11 protein-coding genes are annotated in these 11,129 nt (G+C 67.6%); 6 read left to right on the top strand and 5 right to left on the bottom strand.

Annotated features, from left to right (window positions below):
• On the top strand, window positions 1-111 hold a 111-nt coding region (locus tag AC5P9F_RS17430), incomplete at its 5' end, for an IS3 family transposase (protein ID WP_495201421.1).
• A 515-nt stretch (window positions 112-626) separates the two neighbouring features.
• Here AC5P9F_RS17430 and AC5P9F_RS17425 read toward each other — a convergent pair.
• Window positions 627-1,001, bottom strand: a complete 375-nt coding sequence (locus AC5P9F_RS17425; RefSeq protein ID WP_005408006.1) for a DUF4124 domain-containing protein — start codon at window positions 999-1,001, stop codon at window positions 627-629.
• A gap of 80 nt (window positions 1,002-1,081) precedes the next feature.
• Between AC5P9F_RS17425 and pssA the strand changes: the two genes are divergently transcribed.
• Genes pssA through rimI form a run of 3 tightly spaced genes read left to right on the top strand, consistent with a single transcriptional unit; the run spans window position 1,082 to window position 2,858 of the window.
• Window positions 1,082-1,858 carry a CDP-diacylglycerol--serine O-phosphatidyltransferase gene (gene pssA / locus AC5P9F_RS17420; protein ID WP_005408007.1) on the top strand — a complete coding sequence of 259 codons (777 nt, stop codon included), beginning with the start codon at window positions 1,082-1,084 and terminating at the stop codon, window positions 1,856-1,858.
• The gene (locus AC5P9F_RS17415) at window positions 1,855-2,364 is read left to right on the top strand and encodes a hypothetical protein (protein WP_164225706.1); all 510 of its coding nucleotides are present in this window, start codon (window positions 1,855-1,857) and stop codon (window positions 2,362-2,364) included. The genes pssA and AC5P9F_RS17415 overlap by 4 nt, the downstream gene beginning before the upstream one ends.
• Complete coding sequence (gene rimI, locus AC5P9F_RS17410) at window positions 2,361-2,858, top strand: ribosomal protein S18-alanine N-acetyltransferase (protein WP_099474662.1); 498 nt, start codon at window positions 2,361-2,363, stop codon at window positions 2,856-2,858. The genes AC5P9F_RS17415 and rimI overlap by 4 nt, the downstream gene beginning before the upstream one ends.
• A gap of 104 nt (window positions 2,859-2,962) precedes the next feature.
• Here the strand turns inward: rimI and AC5P9F_RS17405 are convergent, their stop codons facing one another.
• The 4 genes from AC5P9F_RS17405 to AC5P9F_RS17390 all read right to left on the bottom strand — a co-directional run bounded on the left by AC5P9F_RS17405 (window position 2,963) and on the right by AC5P9F_RS17390 (window position 8,821).
• On the bottom strand, window positions 2,963-3,784 hold the full coding sequence (locus AC5P9F_RS17405; protein ID WP_099474660.1) for an EamA family transporter: 822 nt from the start codon (window positions 3,782-3,784) through the stop codon (window positions 2,963-2,965).
• Between the two features lie 149 nt (window positions 3,785-3,933).
• Window positions 3,934-6,762 (bottom strand): valine--tRNA ligase, encoded by a 2,829-nt coding sequence (locus AC5P9F_RS17400; protein WP_099484614.1) that lies wholly within the window; start codon window positions 6,760-6,762, stop codon window positions 3,934-3,936.
• Window positions 6,763-6,834: 72 nt separating this feature from the next.
• On the bottom strand, window positions 6,835-7,260 hold the full coding sequence (locus AC5P9F_RS17395; RefSeq protein ID WP_005408012.1) for a DNA polymerase III subunit chi: 426 nt from the start codon (window positions 7,258-7,260) through the stop codon (window positions 6,835-6,837).
• Window positions 7,261-7,342: 82 nt separating this feature from the next.
• On the bottom strand, window positions 7,343-8,821 hold the full coding sequence (locus AC5P9F_RS17390) for a leucyl aminopeptidase (protein WP_274850039.1): 1,479 nt from the start codon (window positions 8,819-8,821) through the stop codon (window positions 7,343-7,345).
• A 104-nt stretch (window positions 8,822-8,925) separates the two neighbouring features.
• On the opposite strand from AC5P9F_RS17390, the gene lptF reads away from it, so the two are divergent.
• The gene (gene lptF / locus AC5P9F_RS17385) at window positions 8,926-10,008 is read left to right on the top strand and encodes an LPS export ABC transporter permease LptF (protein ID WP_012479104.1); all 1,083 of its coding nucleotides are present in this window, start codon (window positions 8,926-8,928) and stop codon (window positions 10,006-10,008) included.
• On the top strand, window positions 10,005-11,111 hold the full coding sequence (gene lptG / locus AC5P9F_RS17380) for an LPS export ABC transporter permease LptG (protein WP_005408015.1): 1,107 nt from the start codon (window positions 10,005-10,007) through the stop codon (window positions 11,109-11,111). The genes lptF and lptG overlap by 4 nt, the downstream gene beginning before the upstream one ends.
• Window positions 11,112-11,129: the final 18 nt, after the last annotated feature.

Raw genomic sequence — 11,129 nt, 5'->3', positions numbered from 1 at the left:
GAGGCTGGGCTGGTGGAATACATCCAGTACTACAACCAGGAGCGCATCAAACTGAAACTGAAAGGTCTGAGCCCGGTAGAGTACCGGGAGCGGGCCCAATCGGCCGCCTGACCCCGTCCAAGTCTCGGGGGTCACTTCACCCTGGGGGCTTGGCCGCGGCATCCATGCCGCGGACACTCCCGCAACCGGACCCAACCCGCCTTCGACAGTTTCCTGCGAGCTATCGGAATGGCTCCGGGGGGTCAGATCCGTTTTCCGCAGGAAAACGGATCTGACCCCGGATTCAATGTCGAGATCTGACAGATTTCATCCACGCATGGCGTGGATCTACCACCGTCACCAGGAACCTGTCGGGGGTGGGGCGGTGTGGGTTGGCAGGACCGTTGGCGCCATGGATGGCGCCATCGAGCCCCCAGGGGTGAGGGCGCTTTGCTTGCGAAGCACTGCTTCGCAAGCGCCCGAACGCACAGCCGCCAGCGGCTGGGCCGGACCCCGGAAGGGGGGTTTACGGCGTGTCCTGCCAGCCCACACCGCTCCGCCAAACCAGTAGAAAACCAGAGCCGCTTTGGCATTTGACGTTGCCGTTGCTTGAAGCAGGTGCAGGGCTGCAAGCCCTGCCGATACCCTCACTCCGCCGGGCAGTACGCCTTGATGGCCGCTTCAGCCAATCCTTTCTGCGCGCTGCGCTGTTCCGCGGTCAACGCGGTATCGGCCTTCCCGTCGCCATTGGTGTCCTGCATCACCTGGCCGGAGCCTTCCAGCAGGGCCAGGTTGGCACGGGCGGTGCTGCACTGCTCCGGCACCGGCGCGGCCGGGGTCTCGGCGCTGGCCGCGGCTTGCGGGGTGCGGGCCTGTTCGCGGGTCTCGAACTTCTTGCCCGCCGGCGGGGTCTCCGAATACTGGGTCACGCCATGGGCGTCCTTCCATTTATAGACCGGGCCGGCCACGGCGTTGGCACTGGCCAACAGCAGCAGGCATCCAAGGCAGGACAGGGCACGCATGGCAAACTCCGCAGAATGGGCGTAGAACGCCGATTGCAGCATTGGCGCCGAGCACTGGCAAGTCGATTAAACTGGATTCCATGGACCCGATCACACCGCCGCCGCGTTCGCGCACGATTTACCTGCTGCCCAACCTGTTCACCACCGCCGGCCTGTTCGCCGGCTTCTACGCGATCATCGCCGCGGCCAACGGGGATTTCGTCAATGCCAGCATCGCCGTGTTCGTGGCGGCGGTGATGGATGGCCTGGACGGGCGCGTGGCGCGCCTGACCGGTACCAGTAGCGAGTTCGGCGTCCAGTACGACTCGCTGGCCGACCTGGTCAGCTTCGGCATGGCCCCGGCGCTGGTGATGTACCACTGGTCCCTGTCGTGGCTGAAGTTCGATGACCCGCTGCTCGGCCGCGTCGGCTGGGCCGTGGCCTTCCTGTATGCCGCCTGCGCGGCGCTGCGCCTGGCCCGCTTCAACACCCAGGTCGCGGTGGTCGACAAGCGCTGGTTCGTCGGCCTGGCCAGCCCGGCCGCGGCCGGGCTGATGATGTCCTTCGTCTGGGCCTTCGCCGATGGCAACCTGGGCTGGGACGGCAACCAGCTGCGCTACGTGGCGCTGGCGGTGACGATCGTCGCGGCGCTGTTGATGGTCAGCCGTATCCGCTTCTGGAGCTTCAAGGGTGGCGGCGCCAAGGGCACCCGTTCCGACCGCGTGCCGTTCCTGGTGCTGGCCCTGGTGCCGGTTGCCATCGCCATCGCGGTCATTGATCTGCCGCGCGTGCTGTTCGCGGTCGGCATCCTGTACGCCTTGTCCGGCCCGGTGATGTGGGCCGTGCAGCGCCTGCGCAAGAAGCCCGAGGCCGCGTGAGCCAGGAACTGCCCGTGCTGTGGTCACCGGCCCAGCAGGCCTGGCTGCAGGCCATGGGCTACACCGTCTATCACGACGGTCAGTTGGCCGCGGAGCTGGATGCCGCGCTGCAGTTGAGCGTGGCCGAAGCCGATGCGGCTGCCGCGCCAGCGGTGGAGCAGGTGCGGGCACCAATCGCACCCGCGCGCGAGCCTCCGGTTGAAGCCACACCGGGTTCCCGCCAGGAACGCCCGGTGCCTACGCGTCGCGAGACCCCGGTCAGCGCACCGGACACCGCGCCCGCCGCTGCCCGCCCGCTGCCGGGTGTCAATGCCCGGCAACCGGTGGTGCGGCTGCCGGATCGCCTGCAGATCGCGTTGCTGCGTGCCTCCGGCTGCAATCCCAACGATCCGGCCACGCAGGCGCTGATGGACAGCTGGCCGCTGGATCAACTGCGCCAGGACCCGGCGGCCAAGCGCGCGCTGTGGCCGCAGCTGCGGGCCCTGCGCAAGCGGGGCGGCGCATGAGCGCGGTCAGCCAGCCCGGTCCGGTCAGCCTGCGCGCACTGCGCGAGAGCGACCTCAATGCGGTGATGGCGATCGAAGTGCGTGGCTATCCGTTCCCCTGGACCCGCGGCATCTTCGTTGATTGCCTGCGTGCCGGTTATCCCGGCTTGGCGATGGAGCGCGATGGCCAGCTGATCGGCTACGGCGTGCTCAGCATTGCCGCCGATGAGGCACATGTATTGAACATCTGCATCGATCCGCTGGCGCAGTCGCGTGGGCTGGGTCGTCAACTGCTGCGCGCACTGGTGCAGCTGGCGGGCAACCGGGGTGCGCACCGCGTGTTCCTGGAAGTGCGTCCGTCCAATACACCTGCGCTGGCCCTGTACCACAGCGAAGGTTTCAACGAGATCGGCCGCCGTCCACGTTACTACCCGGCCGCACAGGGCCGCGAAGACGCGGTGGTGATGGCGATCGAACTGGTCGACGGCGACCTGCAGACGATGCCGCCGCTGTAACGGAGAAGGGTTGCCGGCCAGCGGCCGGCACTACCGGTGGATCTCCGCTGTCATCGACACGTCACCTGCCGTGGTAGGTGCCAACCTTGGTTGGCACGCTTTTCTCACGCCAGCCGCAGTGCCAACACACCGCCGACGATCAGCGCCGCTGCCAGCCAGCGCGCACGCGGGATCCGCTCGCGCAGCAGGAACACCGAGATCAACAGCGCGAACAGGATCGATGATTCACGCAGCGCTGAGACCATCGCGACGGGGACCTGGGTCATCGCCCACAAGGCCATCGCATAGGACGCCGTGGTGCCGACACCACCGGCGAGGCCCAGGGGCCAGTGCTGGCGCGCATAGGCCAACACCGCGCCGCGCCGGGTGTACAGCGCCCACAGGGGCAGTGGAATGCCCGACAGCAGGAACAGCCACAGCGTGTAACTGAGCGCGCTGCCGGACTGTCGCGCGCCCTGCGCATCGACCAGGGTGTAGGTGGCGATCATTGCCGCGGTCAGCAGTGGCAGGCGCAGTTGCCCGCCACGTGCGCCCAGTGCCATGCACAGGATGCCGGTGCTCACCAGCACCACGCCCAGCCACGCGGCAGGTGGCAGTTGCTCGCCCAGCAGGGTGCCGGCCAGCGCAACCAGGATCGGCGCGCTGCCACGCATCAGCGGATAGGCCAGGCTCATGTCGACCTGCTGGTAGCAGCGTGCTACCAGGCCGTAGTAGGTCACCTGCAGCAGCACGGATGCAGCCAGCCAGGGCCAGCTGTGCGCGGCCGGGAACGGTAGGAAGGGCAGGGCGGCCGCCGACAGCAGCGCGGCGCTGCCGGTGACCAGCACGGTGCCGAGGAACTTGTCCGGCCCGCGTTTGACGATTGCATTCCAGCTGGCGTGCAGGGCCGCAGCCGCGAGGACCAGCAGGAAGATGGAAAGAGGCATCGGGCGATGATGCCATGCCGGGGAAATGTTCCGGGTCTGGTGGGTGCCAACCTTGGTTGGCACATCGCTCAGTGCGGACCAAGGTCTGCACCCACCAGAGCGAGGCAGGGTAGGTGCCAACCTTGGTTGGCACGCAGCAGAGCGCGGCGTTACAGCTTCGCGCGCTGCTCGCGCAGGCCGGCCAGCTGGGTGTTCCAGTCGGCCAGTCGCACGCGTTCCTGCTCGACCACGGCCGGCGGCACCTTGTCGGTGAACTTGGCCAGCTTGGCCTCGCTCTTTTCCTTCTCTGCTTCGACGCGGGCGATTTCCTTGTCCAGGCGCACACGCTCGGCATCGAGATCGACCAGGCCTTCCAGCGGCACCAGCAGCTTCAGTTCACCGACGATCGCGGCGGCGGCTGGCGGTGCGCTTTCGCCTTCGGCCAGCCACTGGATGCTGTCCAGCTTCAGCAGGAACGACAGCGAGGCACTGAAGCGTTCGATGCGCACGCGGTCCTGTTCCAGGCCGGCCTGCAGGCGCAGCGGCACCAGCTTGGACGGGGCGACGTTCAGTTCGCTGCGCACGCGACGCACCGCGCTGATCACCGCCTTCAGCCATTCCACGTCGGCCTCGGCCTGGGCGAAATCGCCTTCGAACTCGGCGGCGGTCGGATACGGGCGCAGCGACAGCGTGGTTTCGGCCAGGCCCAGGCGTGGGGCCAGCTGCTGCCACAGCTGTTCGGTGATGAACGGGGTCAGCGGGTGCAGCAGGCGCAGCAGCGCTTCCAGCACGTACAGCAGGGTGTGGCGGGTGCTTTCGGCATCGGCGGCGTCGGCACCGTTCAGCGCCGGCTTGCTCAGTTCCAGGAACCAGTCGCAGAACGCGTTCCATGCGAACTCGTACAGGCACTGCGCCAGCAGGTCGAAGCGGTAGGCGGCGAAGTGGCCCTGCGCTTCGGCGGTGGTGGCCGCCAGCCGCGCGAGGATCCAGCGCTCGGCATCTGTGCGTGGCTTGGGCACGCCGGTGAACGCCGCGCCCTCAGTGTTCATCAGCGCGAAGCGGCTGGCGTTCCACAGCTTGTTGCAGAAGTTCTTGTAGCCCTCGGCGCGGTTCATGTCGAACTTGATGTCGCGGCCGTGGGTGGCCAGCGCGGCGATGGTGAAGCGCAGCGCATCGGCACCGTGGGCGGCGATGCCGTCCGGGAATTCCTTGCGGGTGGCCTTCTCGATCTTCTCAACCATCTTCGGCTGCATCAGACCGCCGGTGCGCTTGGCGACCAGGTCGTCGATGGTGATGCCGTCGATGATGTCCAGCGGGTCGAGCACGTTGCCCTTGCTCTTGGACATCTTCTGGCCCTGGCCGTCGCGGATCAGGCCGGTGAAGTAGACGTCCTTGAACGGGATCTTCCCGACCAGGTTGTCGGTGGCCATGATCATGCGCGCCACCCAGAAGAAGATGATGTCGAAGCCGGTGATCAGCACCGACGACGGCAGGTAGCGGTCGAAGCCGCGCTCGGCCATGGCCTGCTCGTTGGGCCAGCCCAGGGTGGAGAACGGCCACAGCTGCGAGGAGAACCAGGTCTCCAGCACGTCGCTTTCCTGGTTCAGCACCACGTCGCTGCCCAGGTTGTGCTTCGCCCGCACTTCCTCTTCGCTGCGACCGACGTAGCAGCTGCCGGTGGCTTCGTCGAACCACGCCGGAATGCGGTGGCCCCACCACAGCTGGCGACTGATGCACCAGTCCTGGATGTTGTTCATCCAGTGGCGGTAAGTGTTGATCCAGTTCGGCGGCACGAAGGAAATGCTTCCATTCTCGACCAGTTCCAGGCCGCGCTTGGCCAGGTCGTCCATCTTCACGAACCACTGGTCGGTCAGGTACGGCTCGATCACCTGGCCGGTGCGGTCACCGCGCGGCACCTGCAGCTTGTGCGCCTTGGTCTCGACAAGGATGCCCAGGTCTTCCAGTTCGGCCAGCACGGCCTTGCGCGCGGCGTAGCGGTCCAGACCCTGGAAACGCTCCGGCGCGTTTTCGTTCAGCGCTGCCACCGGGGTGAACAGGTTGATCATCGGCAGGCTGTGGCGCACGCCCACTTCGTAGTCGTTGAAATCATGCGCTGGGGTGACCTTGACCACGCCGGTGCCGAACGCGCGGTCCACGTAGTCGTCGGCGATCACCGGCACGCGGCGGCCGGTCAGCGGCAGCACCACGCTCTTGCCGATCAGGTGCGCGTAGCGCTTGTCTTCCGGGTGCACCATCACCGCGGTATCGCCCAGCAGGGTTTCCGGGCGGGTGGTGGCGACCACCAGGTAGTCGCGGGTTTCGCGCAGGGTTTCCACGCCGTCGGCATCGCGCTCGACGTGCTCGTAGCTCAGGCCCTCATCCAGCGTGTAGGCGATCGACCACAGGAAGCCGTCTTCCTCGGCGCTCTCCACTTCCAGGTCGGAAATGGCGGTCTTCAGCACCGGGTCCCAGTTGACCAGGCGCTGGCCGCGGTAGATCAGGCCCTGCTCGTACCAGCGCACGAAGGCTTCGTTGACTGCCGCCGACGGCTGCGGGTCCATGGTGAAGGTGCTGCGCGACCAGTCGGCGGAGGTGCCGAGGCGGCGCATCTGGCGCTCGATGGTATCGCCGGACTGCTGCTTCCACTCCCAGACCTTGCCGATGAAGCCTTCGCGGCCCAGCGAATCACGGGTCTCGCCCTTGCCTTCCAGCGCCAGGTTGCGGCTGACCACCATTTCGGTGGCGATGCCGGCGTGGTCGGTACCGACCTGCCACAGCGTGTCGTAGCCGCGCATGCGGTGGTAGCGCACCAGCGCGTCCATCAGGGTCTGCTGGAACGCATGGCCCATGTGCAGCGTGCCGGTCACGTTCGGCGGCGGCAGCAGGATGGTGTACGGCTCGCCCGTGCCGGACGGCTTGAAGTGGCCGGCCTTCTCCCAGGCCTCGTAGAGGTCGGTCTCGAAGGACTTCGGGTCGTAGCTGGAGGCGAGTTGGGTCATGCGGGGGAACCAGGAGGTAATCGTTGAAGGATCAGGGCGCGGCGGCGGCCCATCAAGGGGGCCGGGGCGCGCTTACATGTCGTGCTTGTTCAGCTCGTAACCGGCGGCCTTGTACTGGCGCCAGCGTTCGCGCAGCGGTTCGCGCGCTTCCGGATCGGCCGGGACCACTTCCAGCACGCGTTCGCACTGGCCCAGCCAGGGTTCATCGCGCAGGTTGATCACCAGCGGGCGTGCCGGCGCGTCGGTGCCGGGTACGGCGATCAGCACCAGGGCCTCTTCCTCGTCCATGTCTTCGCCAGCGATCTGGTGCGGGATGTAGGCATCGTTGTCGAACGCCCACAGCAGCTCGTCCAGCTCCTCGGCCTGGGCCTGGTCGCGGGCCAGCACCAGGGTGAACAACCCGGCGTCGTTGGCCTTGCGCGCCAGTTCGCAGACCAGGCGCAGCGGCTCGGTCAGGAAGCGGGGCTTGGCGATCAGGTAGAAGTCGGCGCGGGGCATGGCAGGATCCGGGTCAGGCAGGGGCCCGGCGGTGCCGGGCGAGGCCCTGGCCAGCGGGGGCCGGCCAGGGTCGGGTACGGCATCAGGCGCGGGCGGCCTGGTCCAGCAGCCACTGGCTCAGCAGGCCGACCGGGCGGCCGGTGGCCATGCCACGCTTGCCTTCATCGCTGGCCACGCCGGCGATGTCCAGATGGGCCCAGCGCTGGCCTTCGGTGAAGCGCGACAGGAAGCAGCCCGCGGTGATCGCGCCGGCCCAGCGGCCGCCGATGTTGTAGACGTCGGCGAAGGTCGAATCCAGCATCGGCTGGTACTCGTCCCACAACGGCAGGCGCCAGGCGCGGTCGAACACATGCTCGCCGGCGGCCAGCAGTTCATTGGCCAGGTCGTCGTGCTTGCTCATCAGGCCGGCGGTCTGGTGGCCCAGGGCGACCATGCAGGCACCGGTCAGGGTGGCGACGTCGACCAGCGCGGCCGGTTCGAAGCGCTGCGCATAGGTCAGCGCATCGCACAGGATCAGGCGGCCTTCGGCGTCGGTGTTGCCCACCTCGATGGTCTTGCCCGACATCGCGGTGATCACGTCGGACGGGCGGTAGGCGTTGCCGTCGATGGCGTTTTCCACCGCCGGCACCACCACCACCAGGTTCAGCGGCAGCTTGGCCTTGACCGCGGCGACGAAGGTGCCGATGACGTTGGCGCCACCGCACATGTCGTACTTCATCTCTTCGATGCCGCCCTGGGTCTTCAGGTTGACGCCACCGGTATCGAAGGTGATGCCCTTGCCGACCAGCACGTACGGCTTGGCGTCGCCGCCGCCGGTCCACTTCAGCACCACCAGGCGCGGGCGGTTGGCCGAACCACGGGCCACGGCCAGCAGCGAACCCATGCCCAGCGCTTCCATCTGGTGCTCATCGAGAATCTCGGCCTCGGCACCGTCATGCTCACCGGCGAACTTCACGCCCACCTCGGCCAGGTAGGCCGGGGTGCAGTAGTTCGGCGGCAGGTTGCCCAGCTCGCGGGCGAACTCGACACCGGCGGCGATGGCCTGGCCCTGGGCCAGGGCCTGGGCGTCGTCACCGGCGATGGCCAGCTGGGCCAGGCCGGCGTCGTCGGCCTTCTTCTTGCCCAGAGTGGCGGTGTAGCGGTAGGCAGCGTGATCGGCGGCGATCACCGCCTGACGGATCGCCCAGGCCGCGTCGCGGTCCTTGATGGCCACTTCGGACAGGGTGAACAGTGCGCTGCGGGTAGCGCCCGCCTTCAGCGCGCGCACGGCGTCGCCAACGGCCTTCAGGTACTGCGGCACACCGAAGCGGGCGGCGTCACCGAGACCGACCACCAGCACGCGCGGGGCGGACACGCCCGGCAGGTCGTGCAGCAGGGTGGTGGCGCCGGTCTTGCCGGACAGGTCGCCGCGCTGGGCCAGCGAGGTCAGGCGGCCGCCGCTGGCGGCGTCCAGGGCCTGTGCGGCGGGGGTCAGGGTATGGTCGGCATACGCGCCGACCACCAGGCAATCAACGGCGGCGGCGGCCGGAGCAACGTGGTTCAGGGTGAATTCGAGGGCCATTGAGCAGATTCCATTGGCGAGTCCGTACAATCGCAGGCCGTTTACGCCCAGACAGTAGACTGGGCGGCACCGCGAACGAACCCCAGAGTTTAAACCACCGCCCCATGCTGAAGCTCGACCGATACCTGCTGGGCGATTTCGTCCAGAGTTTCCTGGCTACCCTGATCGTCCTGCTGGTGGTCAGCGTGGGCGGCGTGCTGGTGGACATCCTCGGCAACATCGCCGACGGGCGCCTGCCGGCCAAGCTGCTGTTCTCCCAGCTGGGCCTGCAGTTCATCGCCTACCTGCCACTGATCCTGCCGCTGGCGTTGATGCTGGGCCTGCTGCTGGCGGTGGCCCGTCTCTACCGCGACTCGGAAATGGCCGTCATCACTGCCATTGGCGTTGGCCCCAGGCGCCTGCTGCGGCCGCTGCTGATGCTGGTGGTGCCGGTGGTGGCGCTGGTTGGCGCCTGCTCCTTGTGGCTGGGCCCGTGGGCCGGCAGGGTGGCCGAGCAGATGATCATCGAGGCCAATCGAAGCGTGCTGATGGCGGGCCTGGAGCCGGGCCGCTTCACCCAGCTGCCCAATGGTGGCGTGGTCTACCTGTCCTCGATCTCGCCCGATGGTACCCAGCTGGGCCGGGTCTTCCTGCAACGGCAGAAGGACGATCGCCTGGAAGTGGTGTCCGCCGCAGGGGGGCGCATGTTCTTCGAAGGTGCCCGCCAGCGCTTCCTGGAGCTGGATGATGGCCACCAGGTGGAAGGACCGGTGGCCGGGGGGCTGGATTACCGCCTGGCCACCTTCGCCCGCAACGATGTGGCCCTGCCCGACGGTGCGCAGACCCGTACCGGGGATGATCCGGAACTGATGCCGACCACGCAGCTGTTCGGCGATGACCGGCCCGAGGCGCAGGCACAGCTGCATCGCCGCCTTGCCCCGCCGTTGATCGCGCTGGCGTTTGCGCTGCTGACCGTGCCGCTGGGCCGCAGCTCGCCGCGCCAGCAGCGCTACGGGCGGATGATGCTGGCGCTGATGGCCTACATGGTGGGCACCAACCTGATGTTCATCGGCAGTGGCTGGATCGCCAACGGCAAGATTCCGCCTGCGCTTGGCCTGTGGTGGCTGACCCTGCCGCTGCTGGCGCTGGCGATCTGGATGTATGCACGTGATGGCCGCCTGGGCCGCCCGAAGGGAGCCCGCGCATGAGACTGCGCCCGATGCGTTTCGACCTGTATCTCGGCCAGTCGGTGTTCACCACGGTGCTGCTGACCTGGGCCGTGCTGGTGGGCCTGGACGTGGTGATGGCGTTTTCCGGCGAGTTCAAGGACATCGGCAAGAACGGCTACACCCTGGGGCATGCGGCCGCCTGGGTGCTGTATACGGTGCCACGCCGTGCCTACACCATGTTCCCCACGGCTGCGGTGATCGGTGCGCTGATGGGCCTGGGCCAGCTGGCCGCGACCTCCGAGCTGACCGCGCTGCGTGCGCTGGGCCTGTCGCGCAAGCGCCTGAGCGTATCGGTGGCCATCGCCCTGTCGTTGCTTACCGCAGTGATGGTGCTCAGCGCCGAGACGCTGGGCCCCTGGGGCCAGGACCGTGCCGATGCGCTGAAGTCCAGTGCCAAATGGGGGCGGGACATCTCCACCACCCGCTATTCCGGTTTGTGGGCGCGCGAGGGCGATACCTTCCTCAGCGCCGCCGGTGGCGAAGAGCAGCTGGTGGGCGACAAGGGCACGCGGCTGATCCTGCGTGACGTGCGCCTGTATCGCATCGCCGAGGATGGTCGGATCGCCTCGCTGACCCATGCGGATACGGCCGAGCATGACCGTGACGGCTGGGTGCTGACCGGCGTGCGCCGCGATACCTTTGGTGAACGTTCGGCCACGCGCGAGGAAGTGGCGCGCGAGCCGTGGAACTCCAAGCTGGACGCCGGCGCGCTGGCCACCGGCATCGCCAAGCCGCGCAACCTCAGTGTGGCCGAACTGCGCACCAGCATCGAATACCGCGAGCGCAACGGTCTGGATGCGCGCGACTACGAGGATGTGTACTGGAGCCGCTGGTTCTACCCGGTGAACGTGCTGGCGCTGTGCCTGGCGGCGGTGCCGTTCGCGTTCGGCTCGCTGCGCAGTGGTGGCATGGGCAAGCGCCTGTTCCTCGGCATCCTGTTCGCGCTGGGCTTCTGGCTGCTGCAGCTGTTCTTCGGCCGCATGGCCGGCGCGTTGAAGTTCGATTACCGCATTGCCTATGCGTTGCCGCCGATCGTGATGCTGGCGATATCGGGACTGCTGTTCCGACGCAAGTCGGGTTGATTCCCAGGGAGCCGGGCA

It is taken from the genome of Stenotrophomonas sp. YJH_SMC_4 (assembly GCF_059371575.1).
Note: the sequence above shows the minus strand (reverse complement) of the source record. Positions and strands in the feature narration are given on the sequence as shown.

Bases quoted from the DNA above. Each gene is read 5' to 3' on its own strand.
- AC5P9F_RS17425 (WP_005408006.1), bottom strand. From the start codon at position 1,001: ATGCGTGCCCTGTCCTGCCTTGGATGCCTGCTGCTGTTGGCCAGTGCC.
- pssA (WP_005408007.1), top strand. From the start codon at position 1,082: ATGGACCCGATCACACCGCCGCCGCGTTCGCGCACGATTTACCTGCTG.
- rimI (WP_099474662.1), top strand. From the start codon at position 2,361: ATGAGCGCGGTCAGCCAGCCCGGTCCGGTCAGCCTGCGCGCACTGCGC.
- AC5P9F_RS17405 (WP_099474660.1), bottom strand. From the start codon at position 3,784: ATGCCTCTTTCCATCTTCCTGCTGGTCCTCGCGGCTGCGGCCCTGCAC.
- AC5P9F_RS17400 (WP_099484614.1), bottom strand. From the start codon at position 6,762: ATGACCCAACTCGCCTCCAGCTACGACCCGAAGTCCTTCGAGACCGAC.
- AC5P9F_RS17395 (WP_005408012.1), bottom strand. From the start codon at position 7,260: ATGCCCCGCGCCGACTTCTACCTGATCGCCAAGCCCCGCTTCCTGACC.
- AC5P9F_RS17390 (WP_274850039.1), bottom strand. From the start codon at position 8,821: ATGGCCCTCGAATTCACCCTGAACCACGTTGCTCCGGCCGCCGCCGCC.
- lptF (WP_012479104.1), top strand. From the start codon at position 8,926: ATGCTGAAGCTCGACCGATACCTGCTGGGCGATTTCGTCCAGAGTTTC.
- lptG (WP_005408015.1), top strand. From the start codon at position 10,005: ATGAGACTGCGCCCGATGCGTTTCGACCTGTATCTCGGCCAGTCGGTG.